The 16,982-nt window shown below is 63.9% G+C and carries 20 protein-coding genes; 8 read left to right on the forward strand and 12 right to left on the reverse strand.

Annotation, left to right across the window (positions count from 1 at the left end; translation table 11 throughout):
- Positions 1–213: 213 nt before the first annotated feature.
- Both BLS42_RS20780 and BLS42_RS20785 read left to right on the forward strand, forming a co-directional pair.
- The gene (locus BLS42_RS20780) at positions 214–372 is read left to right on the forward strand and encodes a DUF2188 domain-containing protein (protein WP_371129521.1); all 159 of its coding nucleotides are present in this window, start codon (positions 214–216) and stop codon (positions 370–372) included.
- Positions 324–452, forward strand: a complete 129-nt coding sequence (locus tag BLS42_RS20785) for a DUF2188 domain-containing protein (protein WP_371129527.1) — start codon at positions 324–326, stop codon at positions 450–452. Before BLS42_RS20780 ends, BLS42_RS20785 begins: the two co-directional genes overlap by 49 nt.
- A 502-nt stretch (positions 453–954) precedes the next feature.
- Here BLS42_RS20785 and BLS42_RS20165 read toward each other — a convergent pair.
- The 9 genes from BLS42_RS20165 to BLS42_RS06735 form a co-directional block, all read right to left on the reverse strand.
- Positions 955–1,116, reverse strand: coding sequence for a hypothetical protein (locus tag BLS42_RS20165; RefSeq protein ID WP_176803232.1), 162 nt, complete (start codon positions 1,114–1,116; stop codon positions 955–957).
- A gap of 90 nt (positions 1,117–1,206) precedes the next feature.
- Positions 1,207–1,485 carry a hypothetical protein gene (locus tag BLS42_RS06700; RefSeq protein WP_143019158.1) on the reverse strand — a complete coding sequence of 93 codons (279 nt, stop codon included), beginning with the start codon at positions 1,483–1,485 and terminating at the stop codon, positions 1,207–1,209.
- A gap of 137 nt (positions 1,486–1,622) precedes the next feature.
- Entirely contained in the window at positions 1,623–2,984 is a 1,362-nt protein-coding gene (locus BLS42_RS06705; RefSeq protein WP_090578392.1) for an MFS transporter, read from the reverse strand.
- A gap of 24 nt (positions 2,985–3,008) precedes the next feature.
- The gene (gene dmpG / locus BLS42_RS06710) at positions 3,009–4,058 is read right to left on the reverse strand and encodes a 4-hydroxy-2-oxovalerate aldolase (RefSeq protein ID WP_090578395.1); all 1,050 of its coding nucleotides are present in this window, start codon (positions 4,056–4,058) and stop codon (positions 3,009–3,011) included.
- Complete coding sequence (locus tag BLS42_RS06715; protein WP_090578398.1) at positions 4,055–4,999, reverse strand: acetaldehyde dehydrogenase (acetylating); 945 nt, start codon at positions 4,997–4,999, stop codon at positions 4,055–4,057. The genes dmpG and BLS42_RS06715 overlap by 4 nt, the downstream gene beginning before the upstream one ends.
- Positions 4,996–5,832 (reverse strand): 2-keto-4-pentenoate hydratase, encoded by an 837-nt coding sequence (locus BLS42_RS06720; RefSeq protein ID WP_090578401.1) that lies wholly within the window; start codon positions 5,830–5,832, stop codon positions 4,996–4,998. Before BLS42_RS06720 ends, BLS42_RS06715 begins: the two co-directional genes overlap by 4 nt.
- Positions 5,833–5,932: 100 nt before the next feature.
- Positions 5,933–6,877, reverse strand: coding sequence for a 3-carboxyethylcatechol 2,3-dioxygenase (locus tag BLS42_RS06725; RefSeq protein WP_090578405.1), 945 nt, complete (start codon positions 6,875–6,877; stop codon positions 5,933–5,935).
- Positions 6,878–6,886: 9 nt separating this feature from the next.
- Positions 6,887–7,801 (reverse strand): alpha/beta fold hydrolase, encoded by a 915-nt coding sequence (locus BLS42_RS06730; protein ID WP_090578409.1) that lies wholly within the window; start codon positions 7,799–7,801, stop codon positions 6,887–6,889.
- Complete coding sequence (locus tag BLS42_RS06735; RefSeq protein WP_090578762.1) at positions 7,779–9,587, reverse strand: FAD-dependent oxidoreductase; 1,809 nt, start codon at positions 9,585–9,587, stop codon at positions 7,779–7,781. The genes BLS42_RS06730 and BLS42_RS06735 overlap by 23 nt, the downstream gene beginning before the upstream one ends.
- Positions 9,588–9,920: 333 nt before the next feature.
- Between BLS42_RS06735 and BLS42_RS06740 the strand changes: the two genes are divergently transcribed.
- From BLS42_RS06740 to BLS42_RS06750, 3 genes are all read left to right on the forward strand, one after another.
- Complete coding sequence (locus BLS42_RS06740) at positions 9,921–11,033, forward strand: alcohol dehydrogenase catalytic domain-containing protein (RefSeq protein WP_176803234.1); 1,113 nt, start codon at positions 9,921–9,923, stop codon at positions 11,031–11,033.
- Positions 11,034–11,111: 78 nt separating this feature from the next.
- On the forward strand, positions 11,112–11,717 hold the full coding sequence (locus tag BLS42_RS06745) for a cysteine hydrolase family protein (RefSeq protein WP_090578767.1): 606 nt from the start codon (positions 11,112–11,114) through the stop codon (positions 11,715–11,717).
- Positions 11,718–11,838: 121 nt separating this feature from the next.
- Positions 11,839–12,549 (forward strand): GntR family transcriptional regulator, encoded by a 711-nt coding sequence (locus BLS42_RS06750; protein ID WP_090578412.1) that lies wholly within the window; start codon positions 11,839–11,841, stop codon positions 12,547–12,549.
- 247 nt (positions 12,550–12,796) lie between these two features.
- Here BLS42_RS06750 and BLS42_RS06755 read toward each other — a convergent pair whose 3' ends face one another.
- On the reverse strand, positions 12,797–13,471 hold the full coding sequence (locus tag BLS42_RS06755; protein WP_090578414.1) for a TetR/AcrR family transcriptional regulator: 675 nt from the start codon (positions 13,469–13,471) through the stop codon (positions 12,797–12,799).
- A 131-nt stretch (positions 13,472–13,602) separates the two neighbouring features.
- Between BLS42_RS06755 and BLS42_RS06760 the strand changes: the two genes are divergently transcribed.
- Positions 13,603–14,403 carry a DUF4386 domain-containing protein gene (locus BLS42_RS06760; RefSeq protein WP_176803236.1) on the forward strand — a complete coding sequence of 267 codons (801 nt, stop codon included), beginning with the start codon at positions 13,603–13,605 and terminating at the stop codon, positions 14,401–14,403.
- A gap of 17 nt (positions 14,404–14,420) precedes the next feature.
- Here the strand turns inward: BLS42_RS06760 and BLS42_RS06765 are convergent, their stop codons facing one another.
- The gene (locus BLS42_RS06765) at positions 14,421–14,873 is read right to left on the reverse strand and encodes an exonuclease/endonuclease/phosphatase family protein (RefSeq protein WP_176803238.1); all 453 of its coding nucleotides are present in this window, start codon (positions 14,871–14,873) and stop codon (positions 14,421–14,423) included.
- A gap of 244 nt (positions 14,874–15,117) precedes the next feature.
- Between BLS42_RS06765 and BLS42_RS06770 the strand changes: the two genes are divergently transcribed.
- Together BLS42_RS06770 and BLS42_RS19935 are read left to right on the forward strand one after the other, a co-directional pair.
- On the forward strand, positions 15,118–15,912 hold the full coding sequence (locus BLS42_RS06770) for an ArsR/SmtB family transcription factor (RefSeq protein WP_090578420.1): 795 nt from the start codon (positions 15,118–15,120) through the stop codon (positions 15,910–15,912).
- Positions 15,913–15,955: 43 nt separating this feature from the next.
- Positions 15,956–16,189, forward strand: a complete 234-nt coding sequence (locus BLS42_RS19935; protein WP_143019159.1) for a hypothetical protein — start codon at positions 15,956–15,958, stop codon at positions 16,187–16,189.
- Positions 16,190–16,456: 267 nt separating this feature from the next.
- Here the strand turns inward: BLS42_RS19935 and BLS42_RS20170 are convergent, their stop codons facing one another.
- Positions 16,457–16,594: a hypothetical protein gene (locus BLS42_RS20170; RefSeq protein WP_176803224.1), complete on the reverse strand. Its 138-nt coding sequence runs from the start codon at positions 16,592–16,594 to the stop codon at positions 16,457–16,459.
- Between the last annotated feature and the right edge of the window lie 388 nt (positions 16,595–16,982).

The following is a 16,982-nucleotide window of genomic DNA, read 5'->3' on the forward strand; positions in this document are numbered from 1 at the left end:
GATCTGAATTCGCGGTTTATCACGTGCGATGGGCAGCGAGGCTATGAGCGCCCCCTGCGGGATAGACATGCGGCGAATCGCCGGGCTGAAGGTTTTAGTGCGCGAAACCGCCTGCCGCCACAGTCCGCCAGTTCGCATTAGCTCCCGGGCCAGCCGGTTTAGGCCTCGGCGAGGTAGGCCATGCCGTGCCAGCTACGTCTGGGGGTGATACATATGGCTGAACGCAACAGTTATCACGTGGTACCAGGTGACGACGGATGGAAGGCAGAGCGGGAGGGTTCCTCTCGGGCTTCCTCTGTTCATGACACACCCAAGCTGCGGCAATTGATGCAGCCCGGGGTTACCTCGCCCGGTATGGCGGAGGGGAGTTGAATATCCATGGCAAGGACAACAAGGTCCAGGCTAAGGACACCATCGATCCGGGTAACGATCCTAGGAACATTCGGGGTTAGTCCTTGATGAGGCATGGGTGATCCCGCCGGTTCTCGCGGCACAGGAGGAGCGCCGGCGGGGTCTTTCAAGCCCTGCACTACCTTTGGTTTCCAACGGCGGCGATGTAAATGGTCGTGGGGACCATTCCCGGCGTGCCCCCGAATCGATCCCCGCCTTACTGCAGGTAACGGAACACCGACCACGTCACTGTCACAGCTGCGCAATCCTTTTGATGTTTAGCGGCAAAGGTAGGGGGCCTGTTGCCGGACGGCGACCGGAAGAACGCTGGACCGCCGCAGCCCAGACAGACCAAGCCGATCCTCCTTGCCTGGCGCAGCGCGGCATCAAGCCTGCTGAACTCGGATGCCTTCCAGTCGCGTCCGTCTACTTTGCTCCTTGCCCATTTCATGTCTTCCTCAGCTTCACTAGGCCCACGGTCACCTGGATAACTCGATGGGCCGCCAAATTTTCTAGCTGCCGGCTTGGCAGGGACGGTCTTTGAGCCGCATTGAGGGAAAGTCCTCAGTCTTCGGCGGGAAACTGGTGCCACCAGCCTTCCCAGGCCGACGAGGTGATTTGGCCTTGGGGAAAGTCTTCGGCGTTCGGTGGGCTGCCGCTTGCGTGCGTGCTGCCATTTGCATAGTTGGAGTTACCCAGCTTGGGTTCGCTGGGGACAGTGATCACGTTCTCTCCTTTAGATAACTGAGCTGGCGACCTGCACTGCGTTTCTCTTTGCGTTGCTGGCGGCGGCCCTTCCAACAGCCGGTCGCCTTTTCAGCGGCTTGGCTGGTGGACTCTCCGGAGCTGGAGTTGTTCGGCTGTGATCCAGAGGACGTAACCTGCGGATTTTTCGATCATGATCCGGCGGTCGAGCCCGTCCGCCGCTATCCATGCCGTGTCGCCGGACGGTGTGGCGTCCTCCACGAAGCCTGTCCTGACGAACACGCCTTCGCGCCTGACATCGACGACGGCGCCGACCAGCATGCTCCATTCCATGAAGGGATACGGGCGGTGGATTTCGGCTGCTTCCGGTTCGGGTTCGTTCACGGGCACGCGGGGATTCCCTTGCATCGGATCCGGCCCTTTCCGTCGGCTGGTGGCGACCTTGAGCTCGTCTTGTCCATTTCGTCGTTTTCCGGCTGTGGGCGGACGTTTGGCTGCCATGCCAGACGCCCGCCCCGATGGCCGGATCAGGCGCCGGCGGTGCTCGGCTCCGGGGTGAGTTGGGTTTCCTGCAGCTCTCCGTTTTGGCGTGCTGCTTCCTTTCGACCCCAGCCTCCGGGCAGGAGCGCTACGGAGATGACGGAGATGGCCGAGACGATCAGGAGGTAGATGACAATGGAGTCGCTGCTCTTGGTTGCGGCGAACAGCGCGGTGGCGATCGTGGGGGCGAACGCGGATCCGCAGATCTGGGAGATGGTGTATCCGACTGATGCTCCGGTGTAACGGACTTCGCGGGAGAAGACCATGGAGAACAGCGAGCCGGTGACGCCGGCGGCCGGTGCCATGGCCACGCCGAAGACCAGCACCACTGCCAAGATGAAGTTCGCTGCCACGCCGGTGTTGATCAGCATGAACGCCGGTCCGATGACCACTCCCATGGCCACGGCCCCGATGAGGTACATGGTTTTGCGGCCGTATTTGTCGGAGAGGGAGCCGAAGACCGGGTAGAGGACGACGGCGACGAGTCCGGCGAGGAAGACGCCGAGCAGGACGCTGGTGCGGTCGATCCCGGCCACGCTGGTGGAATAGTTCACCAGGTAGGACATGGTGATGTAGGCGAAGACGCCCTGGCTGAGGTAGGTGCCGGCGACGAGGAAGATTTCCTTGGGGTGGCGGCGGAAGGCTTCCTTGATGGGGAGCTTGACCAGCTCCTGCTTGTCGCGGGCTGCGGCGAAGGAGGGGCTTTCGGCGATGGTGAGGCGGATGACGAGGCCGACTATGACCAGGACGGCACTGACGAGGAAGGGCAGGCGCCAGCCCCAAGCGGTGAACTGGTCCGCGGGGAGCTGGGTGGCTCCGAGGAACGCGACGGTGGCGAGGCTGGTGCCGGCCGGGGCGCCCATCTGGGGGAACGCTCCGTAGAAGCCCTTCTTGCCCTTGGGTGCGTGTTCGACGGCCATGAGGGTGGCGCCGCCCCATTCGCCGCCGACACAGAAGCCCTGGAAAATGCGCAGCACGGTCAGCAGGATGGGGGCGGCGATGCCGATCTGGGCGTAGCCGGGCAGCAGGCCCATCATGAAGGTTGCGGCGCCCATGCCGACGAGAGAGATGATGAGCATTTGCTTGCGGCCGACCCGGTCGCCGAAGTGTCCGAAGACGATGCCTCCCAGGGGCCGGGCGAGGAAGCCGACACCGAAGGTGGCGAAAGAGAGCAGGGTGCCCATGAGGGGGCTGGCCTCGGGGAAGAACAGCTTCGGGAAGATCAGGGCGGCTGCTGTTCCGTAGATGAAGAAGTCGTAGTACTCGACGCTGGTGCCGATGAAGCTTGCCATCGCAACCTTCATCGGACTCGTGGGGCCTGCGGCGGCCGGGGATGTCTTCGTTGACATGTGGGTTCCTTGGAAGAGGTGGAGCTAGCGGACGGGGACGGGTTGGGGGTGCTTGTTCGCGGCGCGCTGCAGGTCCAGGGCGACGTCAGTGATCATGTCTTCCTGCCCGCCCACGAGCTGGCGGCGGCCGACCTCGACGAGGATGTCGCGGGTGTCCAGTCCGTAACGGGCTGAGGCGCGTTCTGCGTGGCGGAGGAAGCTGGAGTACACGCCGGCGTAGCCGAGGGTGAGGGTTTCCCGGTCCACCTGCACGGGACGGTCGTGCAGGGGACGGACGAGGTCTTCGGCTGCGTCCTGGAGGGCGAAGAGGTCGGCGTGGTGTTCCCACCCGTGCAGGGTTGCGACGGCGACGAAGGGTTCGACGGGTGTGTTTCCGGCTCCGGCGCCGTGTCCGGCGAGGGAGGCGTCCACCCGGTATGCGCCTTCTTCGACGGCGACGACGGAGTTGGCGACGGCAAGTGAGAGGTTTTGGTGGGCGTGGATCCCGATTTCGGTTTCCGGGTTTAGGACCTCGCGGTAGGCACGGACCCGCTGGCGTACCCCGTCCATGGTCAGTCCGCCGCCGGAGTCGGTGACGTAGACGCAGTTGGCGCCGTAGGATTCCATGAGTTTGGCCTGGGCGGCGAGCTTTTGGGGTTCGGACATGTGGGACATCATGAGGAATCCGGAGACGTCCATGCCCAGTTCGCGGGCGTAGGCGATGTGCTGGGCGGAGACGTCGGCTTCGGTGCAGTGGGTGGCGACCCGGACGGAGCGGACTCCCAGGGCGTAGGCCTGGCGGAGTTCCTTCAGGGTGCCGATGCCGGGCAGCAGCAGCGTGGTGAGCCGGGCGTTCCTGACGACCGAGGCGGCGGCTTCGATCCATTCCCAGTCGGTGTTGCTTCCGGGGCCGTAGGTGAGGCTGCTGCCGGCGAGGCCGTCGCCGTGGGCGACTTCGATGGCGTCGACGCCGGCGGCGTCCAGTGCTGCGGCGATGCTGGCGACGTTCTCGGGGCTGATGCGGTGGCGGACGGCGTGCATGCCGTCGCGCAGGGTGACGTCCTGGATGAAGACGCGGGTTGGTGTCTGGCTCATGATGCTACTTCCTGCTTGGTGGTGACCAGCCGTTCGGCGACGCGGAGCGCGGCGGAGGTCATGATGTCCAGGTTTCCGGCGTATTCCGGGAGGTAGTGGGCGGCGCCTTCGACTTCGAGGAATACGCTGACCCTCGTGTACTCCCCTGTTCCCCGGCCCTCAGGGATGAGTCCGCTGACCTCGGCTCCTTCGTCCTGGAACTGCACGGCCTGCTTGAGCCGGTAGCCAGGGACGTAGCTGGCGACTTCGGTGACGCGGTCCCGGATGGCGGCGGCGACCCGGTCCTGTTCGGCGTCGGTGAGCCGGTCCACCAGACACAGGACGGTGTCGCGCATGATCATCGGCGGTTCTGCCGGGTTCAGGACGATGATGGCCTTGCCTCTGGCGGCCCCGCCGACGGCGACGATTGCGTCAGAGGTGGTTTCGGTGAATTCGTCGATGTTGGCGCGTGTGCCGGGTCCGGCGGACTTGGAGGAGATGGAGGCGACGATTTCTCCGTAGTGGACCGGTGTCTGGCTGTTGATGGCGGCGATGATTGGGATGGTGGCCTGCCCGCCGCAGGTGACCATGTTGACGTTGCCCGCGTCCAGGTGCTGCTCGAGGTTGACTGAGGGCACGACGTAGGGCCCGATGGCGGCCGGGGTGAGGTCGACCAGCTTCTTCCCGTAGGGTGCCAGGGCGGCGGCGTTGTGCCGGTGGGCGCCGGCGGAGGTGGCGTCAAAGATGACCTCGATGTCCTCGAATTCGGGCATTCCGATGAGGCCTTCGACTCCTTCGGCGGTGGTGGCGATGCCGAGACGGGCGGCTCGGGCGAGGCCGTCGGAGGCGGGGTCGATGCCGACCATGACGCCCATGTCCAGTTTGTCGGTCAGGCGCATGATCTTGAACATGAGGTCGGTGCCGATGTTTCCTGAGCCGATGATGGCTGCTTTTGCGCTCATGAGTGTTCCTTAGTGACTGTTGCTGTGACGGTGCCCAGTCCGCCGATGCGGGCTTCGATGATGTCCCCGGCGTTGAGCGGGGCCATGGGGCCGAGGGCGCCGGAGAGGACGATCTCTCCGGCCCGGAGGGGCCGGCCGAGGGCCGTGGCTGTTTCGGCGATCCAGAGCAGGGCGTTGATGGGATCGCCGAGGCAGTCCGCCCCGGTCCCCATCGAGGCCTGGACTCCGTTGATGGTCATGACCATTTCGGCTCCCGCCGGGACGTAGCCGTTGAGCGTCGCCTTGCCTTGGCCGAGGATGAAGTAGGCGCTGGAGGCGTTGTCGGCGACTGTGTCGACGATGCCGATGTCCCATTCGGCGATGCGGCTGTCGACGATTTCCAGGGCGGGTGCGACGTAGTCCACGGCGGCCAGGACCGAGTCCCGGTCGGTGGCGTCGACGTCGCGGCCGAGAATAAACGCGATTTCCGCTTCGATGCGCGGGGCGATGAGCGCCTCGTGCGGGATTTGTTCGTCTTCGCCCAGCTGCATGTCGGAGAGCAGGACGCCGAAGTCGGGCTGGTCGACGCCGAGCTGGCGCTGGACGGCCGGGGCGGTCAGGCCGACCTTGCGTCCAATGCGACGGTTTCGAAGGCTGGTCCTGCTCTGGATGATCAGTTCCTGGACCTCGTAGGCCGAGTCCAGGTCCTCTTGCAGGACTTCACGCACGGGTCCGCAGGGGCGTGCTGTCTTCAGTGCGCCGAGAAGCGTGTTGGCGACGCTCCTGAGGTTCGTCGGCGACGTGCCCGTCGTGACCGCTCCGCCGTCGTTGGCGGTAGTGGGTTGGTGTGTCATGGGGGTGCTCTCTGTCGTGCAGTCCGAAGGCTGCGGCGAGAAGATGGATAACGTCGCAGGATGTAGCATGCTAGACGGCTAGATCCTGAGGGGGGCGGGTTTAGATGTCGAGGGTTGCCGTGGTTACGCCGAAGCCGGCGATGTATTCGCGGATCGGGCGGTAGTAGCTGTACTGGACGGTGTAGGGCCCGATGGCGCCGAGTGCTGCGTAGGCGGCGATCCAGGAGCGGACTTCGTGGGAGGAGTTCCCCGCAATCTCGGTCATTTCCTGGGGCGTCCAGGCGTCGATGGGTGACAGGTCGCCGGAGGCGAGTATCTTCATCAGTTGCTGGTCCCATTCCGGGGCGAGGTCTTGGATGTCCGCTTCGCCGCGGGCGAAGGCGTCGGCGGTGTCGTAGACGCGCTGTTGCCGGGCGGCACGCGCTTCGGCCGTTTGGTGGCCATCTGCGCCGATCAGCATCCTGCGTTGCGCTTCGGTGGCGGTTGCCAGCCGGGGTACCGGCGGGTCGTGGGAGAGGCCTCCGGAGGCGATCAGCAGGACTTTCGCGTCCAGTGTCTTCAGGTATTCGCCGATGGCTTCACCGAGGAGGCGGACGCGTTTGAGCGGGGTGAAGGGCGGTGCGACGGAGTTGATGAAGACCGGCACGATGGGCTTGGCGGTGATGTCCCCGTACATGAGTTCCATGGGCTGGACGGCGCCGTGGTCGACCTCCATTTTCAGGGAGATGGCGATGTCGATGCCGCGGTCGATCACAAACTGGGCGAGGCCTTCCGCGATGTCTTTCGGGACGTTCAGCGGTCCTGCCTGGCTTCCGTAGTCGCCGATGCTGACGGCGTCGTAGCCGATGCAGAATGGCGGCATGAGTTGGTAGAAGAAGCCGTTGTAGTGGTCGGGTCCGAGGTTGATGACCACGTCCGGGTCGTAGTCGTGGACGAAGCTGCGGGCGGCTTCGAAGGCGGCCTCGACTTCGGCTTTGATTTCGGGTCCGGGATCCCCGTGTTCCAGCAGCGGGCTGTGGGACATGGCTAGCAGTGCAACAGTCATGGCGGTCTCCTAGCCGTTCGCGTGTTCGGGGGTCAGTTCCGTGCCGGCGCCGGCGTCGAGGCCGAGCAGGAAGTCCAGGTGGATTTTGTTGAAGATTTCGGGTTGTTCGTACTGGGGCCAGTGGCCGGCGTTTTCGATGACGGCGAGGCGGCCGTTGGGGATGAGGCCCGCGATGCGGCGGCCTTCATCGACCGGGCCTGAGGGGTCCTTGGTGGTCCAGACGACGAGGGCGGGCGCCTGGATAGAGCGCAGGTCATCATCGGTGAGCATGTTCCTGCGGCGGGTTTCCGGGTCCTGCAGTGCCATGTTGGCTTCGCACGCGCGCAGCCAGTCGTGCTGCTGGAAGATGGCCTGGCGGGTGCGGATGAGGTCATCGGTCACCATGGCGGGGTCGGCCATGAGCCATTCGAGCCTCGTTTTCACGCGCTCCCAGGACGGGTCCTTCGCAGCTTCCATGGAGAGTGTGTAGAGCCGTTCCATCACAACGGGGTTGGCCATAGTGCCGCCCATGGTGTTCAGGACGATGCGTTCGACCCTTTCGGGGTGCTCGATGGCGAAGCGTGCCGTGACCCAACCGCCCAGCGATTCGCCGGTGAAGTAGGCCTTTTCGACGCCGATGGCGTCCAGGAAGTGGTTGACCTGGTCGATGTAGTGCCGGATTTCCAGCGGGTGCTCGGGTTTGCTGCTGTAGCCGTGGCCGATGAAGTCGATGGCGTAGACGTTGAAGTGCTCGGCGTGGGCTTTGAGGTTGCGGACGTAGGCTTCGGCGTGGCCGGTGATGCCGTGGAGCATCAGCAGGGTGGGCTTGGAGCTGTCGCCGGCGTGCAGGTAGCGGGTGCGGTAGGGGCCGGCCTGGAGGAAGCCCTGGCTGAATTCGACCTGGTTGAGGTCGGACCAGACGCTAGTGTACGGGCGTGAATTCACGGGATTCTCCTACGTTTTTGGGGGTGGTCTGTTGGGTGTGGCCGAGGATGGCGTCCAGTGCGGTCCGGAGTTCGGTGTGGGCTGTTTCGACGTCCCACACGGGGGCGCTTTGGCGCCAGGCGATGTAGCCGTCGGGGCGGACGAGCAGGGCGCCGGCCTCATGGATGTCGCGGACTTTGTGCCAGGCGCCGTAGGGGTCTTCTGCACCCTTTTCGCCGATGACGACTGTGCGCAGGAAGGGTTCGTTCAGCTCCGCGGCGGCGACTTGCCAGGCCCTGCCGGCGAGTCCGGTGACGAGGCTGAATTTGCCGCGGCCGGTGACGTCAAGGGTGGAGGTGCGGCTGCCGTTGCGGTCCACAAGCCAGGCGTGCGGGATTTTCGCTCCCGGCCGGGTGGTCGGCTGGACGTATAGCTGCGGGTCTTTGGCCCACTGTTCCTCCCCCGCTGTCGGGTCGGGGATGACGGCGGCGGATACGTAGCGCTGGTTGAGTTCCACACCGTGGGCGTTGAATTCGTAGTTCTTCAGTTCCAGGGCTTCCTGCAGTTTCTGGCGCAGTTCCACGCCTTCCGGGGTCGGAGCGTGCAACCGTGCCAGCCCGGCCTCGATGCTGTGTTCCTGGCCCGGGACGCGGAAGGTCTCGTTCAGGGGGCCGTAGTCCTTCCGGGACTGGTTGGCGCGGGCGACGATCTGCCGGCCGACGGGCGCGCGTTCCAGGGAGTACGAGTCCAGCAGGCTCTCCCCGGCGTAGCCCTTGATGACGTAGGCAAGTTTCCAGGCGAGGTTGAAAGCGTCCTGCATGCAGGTGTTGGAGCCCAGGCCACTGCTTGGCGGATGGCGGTGCACGGCGTCTCCTCCGCAGAAGACCCGCCCGACGGAGAAGTGGTTCGCGTGCTGCTGGTTCACGAACCAGGTGGACTTTGTCTGGACATCAACTTCAAGGTCAGGGTCGCCCACGAGGGTGCGGATTTTCGCCAGCACGGTCTCCTGGGAGAGGTCGGGCTCGCCGTCGGCCATGTTGAATCCCCAGCCGGCGATCCATTCGTCCCACGGGCGCACGGCCCGGAGCAGACCCATGCCGATTTCGCCGAAGCCAGCGACCGGGTTCATGATCCAGTGCAGGATGCTGGGGCGGTGGGCGACATACTTGCTCAGGTCCGCCTTAAAAAGGACATACGCGGTGCCGGCGCGGGCCAGCTGACCTTCGAAGGGCAGGCCGATGTCTTCGGCGATCTGGGAGCGGGCACCGTCGGCGCCGATCAGGTACCGGGCCCGCAGTGTGTAGTCCCTGCCGGTCACGTGGTTCCGGAACGTCACGGTCACGCCGTCGCTGTCCTGGACGTGGGAGAGGTACTCGGTGTTGAAGGTGACCTGCGCCCCGCGTTCGCCGGCGTTCTTGAGCAGGATCGGTTCCATCAGCGGCTGTGGAACGTCGAGCATCGTGCACGGGCTGGCCTTCAGGTAATCCCCGTACCGCTCGTCCCCTGTCCCCCAAGTGCGGAGCCGGGCGATTTCCTGGCCCGCAAGGCTGGTGGTGAACAAGGTATCGCCCATGTCACCCCAGGGAACGGCGTACTTGGCGGCTTCTTCTTCCACACCCAGGTCCCGCAGTACCTCCGCGGCCCGCTGGTTCGTGATGTGTGCGCGGGGAGTATTGGCGAGCCAGTTCCACCGCGAAAGCATGTGGACGCGCACCCCTTGGGTGGCCAGTGCCAGAGCCGCCGTGGCTCCGGTCGGGCCGGTGCCGACAATGAGCACATCCGTGTCGAATTCCAACTGAGTTTTCATCACACCTTCTAAGTCCAGGTTCCGGGACGGCATCATCCCGTCCGTGCACGGGCGGAGGTCATTCTCCGGCCGGGCCGAGTGCGTCGCCTCTACGCTTCCGCGGTGAAACGTGAGGCCGATCACTTGGAGCAAGCGTACTAGCATGCTAGTTGCCTTGTAAAGGGTCGACGATGATTTAAAAAGTTGACTGGCATGCTTGCAGGCTTGCAGTCTTGAATGTAATGTGGCTCACGTACTTGTGACGCAGATCATGCAGTGGTTGAGACCGATGAGGGCCATCCAGACGCATCCTGACGGCGCTTTCTCCGATTCCCGAATGCAAGGAGCACAACGATGAGCTTGATGCAGGCCGCTCGGCTTCATGAAGTAGGCAAGCCTTTCCAGATCGACCGGGTTGAAGTACCCGAACCCGGGCCGCGGGATGTGATTGTGGAGGTCAAGGCGTGCAACGTCATACCCAACCTTCGGAACGTCATCACGTCCTACCCCGAGTGGTTCCCATACCTCCCCCTGCCTGCGCTGCCCGCGATCTACGGGTTGGATGCGGCCGGTATTGTGAGCAAGGTCGGATCCCAGGTCCGCAACGTCAAGCCCGGAGACCGCGTCTACGTCAACCCGGGCCGCGATTCCGGCGACTCACACGCCTCGCTGCGCGGGGAACGGATCAATGACCCGGCCTACACCTTCCAGGGCTACTTCGGCTTCGGTGCCGGGTCACAGGAAATCTTCGAGGACTACCCCCACGGCGGCTTCTGTGAATACATGAAAGCGCCCGCCGACGGGCTCGTTGTCCTGCCCGAATCGATCTCCTTCGAAGCGGCCTGCCGTTTCGGTTACCTCGGGACCTCCTACTCCGGCCTCCGCAAGGCTGGCGCCGGCGCGGGAACCTCCGTGCTGGTCAACGGCGGCACGGGAACCCTTGGGCTCGGCGCGGTACTGAACGCCCTGGCCATGGGTGCGACCAAGGTTTTCGCCATGGCCCGGGACCGTGAGCTTCTTGAACGGGTCCGCCTCCTCGATCCCAAGCGGGTCCACGTCCTCTCCCACGGCGACCAGCCGGTGGGCGAATGGGTCAGGGAAAACACAGGCGGCCTTGGAGTCGACATCTTCATCGACGCCGTGGGCCCTGGCGCTCCGCACGAAATCACCATCGCCGGCATCGAAGCCCTGCGCCGCGGCGGCCGCATGGTCGACATCGGGGGCATGTCAGAACCGCTCCCGCTGGAAATGTTCAAACTCATGTGCTTCCAGATCAGCGTCATCGGATCCCTCTGGTTCAGCGTCGCCGAAGGCCAGGACATGGCCGAAATGGCGGACGCCGGAACCTTGGACCTCTCCGTCTTTGAACACGAGGTCTACCCGCTCTCCGAAGTCAATGAAGCCCTCGACGCAGTGGACAAACGACGCGGCGGATTCACCAACGTCGTAGTCGTCCCCGGCTCCTAGAACAAGCCGCCCGTGGCCGCGGACCATACCGTCCGCGGCCACACGCCTCCCCACCAGACAGAAACGGAAGACCTGAAAATGGAACTCAACCCAGAACGCACGGCCGTCATAGCCGTCCACTGCCAGGGAGACATCGTCTCGGGCGACGGAGCCTTCGCCCCGTTCTTCCACGACCAGGTCGTGAGCAGGAACGTCATCAGCAAGATCGGCAGCCTGCTTGGCTCCGCCCGGGAATCCGGGATGACCGTGATCTATACCCGCGTCGCATTCAAGCCCGACTTCAGCGACCTCAACGCGAACTCGCCGCTGCTGAAGGTCGTCGAACAGGCAGGTTGCCTGAAGGATGGCACCGCCCTGGCCGACATCGTCCCGGAACTGGCCCCGACCGCCACAGATACCGTTATCACTCACCAGCGCGTCGGCGGCTTCGTACCAGAACTCACCGCTGTCCTGGAGGACCGGGGCATCGACACACTCGTGTTCGCAGGCGTCGCAACCAACGCCTCGGTGGAAAGCACAGCCCGCGTCGCCACAGACGCCGGCTACCGTGTCATCATCGCCGAGGACGCCTGCTCCGCCGCCACACCGGAAGCCCACCAGGCCAGCATCGAATCCCTCGGCCTGCTCGCGGAGATTTCCAGCACCGCCGACCTCACGGGCGCTTCAGCTCCCCAGACCGTGTGAAAGACAGCGCCCGGCAGCAGGTGGCAGCGATGCCTGCTGCCGGGCGCTGGTGAGGAACGAAAGACTAAATGCTAGCGTGCCAGATCCGCGGGAAAGGAATACTATGCGCGATACTAATTACATGGCACCTGTATCCGCTCCCCCGAATCAACGCTCAACAGGCACCGGCGGGCGCCTGCTCGGACGCATCTACGAAGCCATCCAGAACCGACTTCTCGAAGGCGAATACCCTGCCGGGACCAAGCTGTCCGTGGAAGCGATCCGGGCGGAATTCGGTGTGAGCAAACAACCCGTCATGGAGGCCCTCCGCTTACTCTCCGCCGACGGGCTCGTCGAAATCTTCCCCCAAATAGGCTGCGTCGTAACCACCTACGCCCTCGAAGAGGTGGAGGACTTCTTCCGGATGTTCGCAGGATTCGAATCGGTGATCGCCGCCGCGGCCGCCCAACGGCGCACAGATGAACAGCTGGACGAGCTCTACCTCGCAGCCCGCAGAATGGACAGGCTGATCAGCGAACCCGACGCCGCAGTCCGTGCCAGCCAATACCGCATTCAGAACCGGAACTTCCACGAGGTCATCCACCGGATGGCGTCCTCACGCGTCATGACCAACATGAGCCGCCGCATGTGGGACCTCAGCGACTTCCTGATCAACACCACAGGGGCTCCCCAGCCGTTCGGATCAGCCGTTGCCGAGCGCAACGAAGACCACGCCCGCATCATCAGCGCGCTCGACGCCGGCGACGCAGAGACGGCCAAGGCCGAGATGGAAAAACACATCCTCGCCACCGCGACAATCATCCAACAAGCCAGAACGGCAGCGGTCTCCTAGGTCCCAGGACCACTGAGTCAATCTCCGCACGGGACGCCTGCTCGGCTCACCTGCGACAGCCGAGGTCTGACCAACTATAAAGTTTCAAGTCTTCGCGTGCCGTTCACTTTCCGGACTGATTCTGTCTCGTTGCGTCTCCCAACATCCCGCCGGGTGTTTTTCATATCTCTCGCTGACGGCCCTAAATGTAGGCGTCCGGGCCGGCCCGGGCCACCTCGATGGTCTCGGGCACCGGGGCGTTAAGTGGTCACTGTCCGGCTCGTGCCGCTTCCAGGCCGTTCAGGATCAAGTCGAGTCCGTACTCGAATTCCTCTCGGTAGTCGTAGCCGGGCTTCATGACGTGGTCCGCGACGAACTCTGCCAGGTTCGGGTAGTCGTTCACGGGAAACGGCTCGAACATGTCCTGGGCCATCGCGGTCATTTCCTCGGTGGTGTCGAAGGGGAGGGTCATCCGCGTCAGGGCGAAGCCGTAGATGTACCCATCAAGCACTGAGTAGGCATGGGCTACCGCCTCCAGGTCGAAACCGGCCGAGCGCAGCTTGCCGATAACCGCGTCATGATGGCGCAGGTTGGCCGGCCCTGGACGTCTGCGGGACTCCATCAGGCCGATAGCCCATTGGTGGCGCGCGAGGACATCGCGAAGCGACAGTGCCCGGTCCCGCATGGCTGTCCTCCAGTGCGCACTGCCCAGGGGAAGAGCGATCTCGCTGAACAGAACGTCGATCATTGCGTCAACAAGGTCGTCCCTGTTTGAGACGTGGCGGTACAGGGACATGGGTGAGACCTGCAGAATCCCGGCCAGGTTCCGCATGGTGAGCCCGTCCAGCCCTGCCGAATCTGCATGCTGAATCGCCGCACGTACTACGCGCTGCCGGCTAAGGGCCGGACGCGGATCCTCATCCTTCGTTGCCGTTGTGGACATCGGCAAACCCCCATTCTCGTGAGAAGTCAAAAATATCGTTGACCTGTCCGTGTACTGCGTACGCATATAAGGATACGCTGTACGCAATGCGGGACAACCAGGTCCACGCTCGATACTCGAAAAGGAAAACAATGAAATCTACAAACGGCGTGTTTTCTGAGCGGGCCCTAGAGGTTGCTCCGGCCTCGCCTAAGCGCCTGGCAAGGATCGCGGGCATCTTCTACCTCGTCGTGGGTATAGCAGGAGGATTTTCCGAGGGCTTTGTCGATCCCTTCCTCTATGTCGCCGGCGACGCCGCCGCCACGTCAACAAACGCATCGGCCCACGAGTTGCTCATGCGCGTGGGCGTCATCACCCACCTCACGGATGCTGTGTTTTTCCCGCTCACCGCCGTGACGCTCTACCTGCTACTCAAGCATGTTGGCAAGCACGCGGCCCGCCTCATGGTGGTGCCTGTTGTCATCGCCGCCGGCATCGTCTCCATCAGCGCCGTCTTCACGTTCGCGGCGATGCTGGTCGCGACGGACAGCTCCTACGAGACAGCGTTCGGGCCCGGGGGGTCCAGCGCGCTCGTGCTGCTCCTGCTTGAAATCCAGCACTTCACCGTCCTTGCCGCCCAGGTCTTCTTCGGCCTCTGGCTTGCCCCGCTGGGGTATCTCGCCTACAAGTCGGGCCTGTTCCCTAAGGCCTTGGGCGCCATGCTGATTCTGGCCGCAGCCAGCTACCTGGCCGACGTCGTAGTGGCGTTCCTGCTCCCCGGGCTCGCCGCCCAGATCCACGGCTATTTGGGTATTGTGCCGGCCATCGCGGAGATCTGGATGGTGCTGTACCTGCTCACGGTAGGCGTACGATCTGCACGCCCCGCACACCAGACGCCTGCCGTGGAATCAGCGCCGTCCCCGTCTCAAGGCGCCATGACCGGGCCGAAATAGACAAGTTCCGCCACCCTTCAGGTGAGCAGGAACTCGCACCAGAGCGGATAGTGGTCCGAGATCCGCCACGACACCTCGCTGCGGGTCAGTCCCGGGAAGACGTGCGGAATGAAGTCAAAGGTTCCGGCCCGCTGCCCGTAGGCCAGGCCCTTCAGCAGGGAGGTGCCGTCCGGTTTGGAGAACCAGGCCAGCTGGTCGTAGAAGTGCTTGGTCTTGTCGTCGTCGAAGATGGTCCGCGGGACAGCGTTGAGCTCGGTCGGCGGCCAGAGGCCCGTGGACACGAACGCCTCGTAGAGCGGGTCGCCAATCCGGTCCAGGTTGAAGTCTCCCAAGACCATGAGGTTGGAGTTCCAGTCGTTGGGCCGGACCACCCAGTCGTGCATCCATTCGGCGAACGCGGTGATCTCGGGCAGCCGCTCCGCCGGGTTTTTGCCCCAGAGGATATGTACCGAGGCGAGGGTGAACTCCACCCTGCTCTGGTGAAGCTGGCGGTGTACGGGGTGCGGGCGAACACCCGCTGCGGGCCGGCGCCAATTGGCGGCAACACGATCTCCCCGACCAGGCCGGCGGGCTGGACCGGGCGCCGTCGTACAGGAAGGCGAGGCGTTCGCCGTCGCCGGCGCCGCACTCGGTGACGTCGGAGATGATGACCCGCCAGTGCTCCCCCAGGGGCACGCAATTGGTTACGCAGGTATCTACCTGCATAATGGTTCCATGACTGAGGTGTTCCGGGCTCTGGGTGATCCGACCCGCCGCGCGCTGCTTGACCGCCTCCACGAGCGAAACGGACAGACCCTGTCCGAGCTGTGCCGCGGGCTGGGCATGGCGCGGCAGTCCGTCACCCAGCACCTGGGGATTCTCGAGGCCGCGAACCTTGTCGCCGTCGTGCACCGCGGCCGGGAACGGCTTCACTATCTCAACCCGGTGCCGCTCCAGGAGATCCAGGAACGCTGGATCAGCAAGTTCGACCGGCCGCGGCTCGACGCGGTCAGCACCATCAAGAAACGAGCAGAGGAAAACGCCATGACAAAACGCCCTGATTACGTCTACGTCACCTACATCCGCGCATCGGCCGAGACCGTCTGGGACGCCCTGACTAGCGCGGAACTGACGGCACAGTTTTGGGGCCACAGCAACGTCTCCACCTGGGAGCCGGGTCAGCCCTGGAAGCACGTCCGCACCGACGGCTCCGGCATCGCCGACGTCACCGGCCGCGTCGTGGAAAGCGAACGCCCCACCCGCCTCGCGATCACCTTCGAGGACCCGGCCGGCGGGACCGAACCTCCTTCGCTGGTCACCTTCACCATCGAGGAATACAAGGAGATCGTGAAGCTCTCAATCGTGCACGAAAACATTCCCACACCCGAAGACGCAGAAGCCGCAGCGCTCGGCTGGGCCGCTGTCGGCTCCAACCTCAAATCGCTGCTCGAGACCGGCGCAGTTCTGCCACAGGCGCCTTGGGACATGCACGCCGAAATTCGTGATGCCCAGATGCGCGCCAGGGACTGATCTCTGACGACGCGCACCACGCGACATTCCGTAACGGTCTTTTTTGACCGTTGCCCTGTCTACGGCACCACTGTCCGTCCCCACGGTTACGGTGTTCCTGAACAACAACCGAAGGGCCATGATGCACCCCGATGCCGAGCACCAGCCACCCACTCAACTTGACGGCCAGACGTCCGTGAATGACTACCTCGCCGCAACCACGGCAATAATTCCGGTCGAACTCCGAGAACCAACTGACGCTGAGCTGGCGATCTTCTTGGAAGCAGAAACCGGATAGCGCCCTCCTCGTACACCAGCTGCGGCGGTGAAGGCTAAGGCGCTAGGTAGGGTGAGCGCATGAAGGCGAATATACTCATCGGCGGTGTCATGTCTGCCGGCAGATTGGCGTGGAACCGTACAGCCGGAACACATAGCTTTCCCTGCGAAAGCCTAGCCGGTACGGAAAATGTCGTGTCGAGTGTTGGCCCACTGGACGTCGTCCAAGACGCCTCGGCCAGCCTAAATTAGCAATTGTTAAGGTATTAAAAATCTACAAACGGAATTGTTAATTTAGGGACGTGCTGGACAGTCCGACAGTGGTGATGAAGTAGACCAGCGGGACCATCAGCCACAAGGACAGAAAGGTGAATTCCACCACCGCACTCCCCTGCTCGGAGCCGTCGTCAGGGCCGGATGGCGGCATGCCCCTTCACCTCCAGGCTCTCGCGCTGCCCGATCAGCCCGATCGCCGGCGACGGCGCGGGCACTGTCACCTCCCGCGTGGCGACGCTCTGATATAGGTCTCCGTCGTGCTCACCTCGCTGGCGAAGCCGGGGCTAAGCGCCACACTGAGTAGCTGGGCCGTCCGGGCGCGCGCATCAGCGGCGCTGCGGTCCGCGAGTGTGACCAACCGACTAGGACTTCTTGCCGCATGCGTCTGGCCCACGACCAGAAGGCTCAGACCCCGTTCGGTGTCCAAGGACCACGATTCTTCCGTCAAGCACTCTGAATTTGGCAGGAACAGTGCGTCCCTAAAATCAGCGGAGCTGCCTACAAAGGCGGTAAGGGCAGGTGCCGTCGAGGCCAGAATC

It is taken from the genome of Arthrobacter sp. ov407, assembly GCF_900102895.1.
GTDB lineage: Bacteria > Actinomycetota > Actinomycetes > Actinomycetales > Micrococcaceae > Arthrobacter.

Bases quoted from the DNA above. Each gene is read 5' to 3' on its own strand.
- BLS42_RS20780 (WP_371129521.1), top strand. From the start codon at position 214: ATGGCTGAACGCAACAGTTATCACGTGGTACCAGGTGACGACGGATGG.
- BLS42_RS06705 (WP_090578392.1), bottom strand. From the start codon at position 2,984: ATGTCAACGAAGACATCCCCGGCCGCCGCAGGCCCCACGAGTCCGATG.
- dmpG (WP_090578395.1), bottom strand. From the start codon at position 4,058: ATGAGCCAGACACCAACCCGCGTCTTCATCCAGGACGTCACCCTGCGC.
- BLS42_RS06715 (WP_090578398.1), bottom strand. From the start codon at position 4,999: ATGAGCGCAAAAGCAGCCATCATCGGCTCAGGAAACATCGGCACCGAC.
- BLS42_RS06720 (WP_090578401.1), bottom strand. From the start codon at position 5,832: ATGACACACCAACCCACTACCGCCAACGACGGCGGAGCGGTCACGACG.
- BLS42_RS06725 (WP_090578405.1), bottom strand. From the start codon at position 6,877: ATGACTGTTGCACTGCTAGCCATGTCCCACAGCCCGCTGCTGGAACAC.
- BLS42_RS06735 (WP_090578762.1), bottom strand. From the start codon at position 9,587: ATGAAAACTCAGTTGGAATTCGACACGGATGTGCTCATTGTCGGCACC.
- BLS42_RS06740 (WP_176803234.1), top strand. From the start codon at position 9,921: ATGAGCTTGATGCAGGCCGCTCGGCTTCATGAAGTAGGCAAGCCTTTC.
- BLS42_RS06745 (WP_090578767.1), top strand. From the start codon at position 11,112: ATGGAACTCAACCCAGAACGCACGGCCGTCATAGCCGTCCACTGCCAG.
- BLS42_RS06750 (WP_090578412.1), top strand. From the start codon at position 11,839: ATGGCACCTGTATCCGCTCCCCCGAATCAACGCTCAACAGGCACCGGC.
- BLS42_RS06755 (WP_090578414.1), bottom strand. From the start codon at position 13,471: ATGTCCACAACGGCAACGAAGGATGAGGATCCGCGTCCGGCCCTTAGC.
- BLS42_RS06760 (WP_176803236.1), top strand. From the start codon at position 13,603: ATGAAATCTACAAACGGCGTGTTTTCTGAGCGGGCCCTAGAGGTTGCT.
- BLS42_RS06770 (WP_090578420.1), top strand. From the start codon at position 15,118: ATGACTGAGGTGTTCCGGGCTCTGGGTGATCCGACCCGCCGCGCGCTG.
- BLS42_RS20170 (WP_176803224.1), bottom strand. From the start codon at position 16,594: ATGCCGCCATCCGGCCCTGACGACGGCTCCGAGCAGGGGAGTGCGGTG.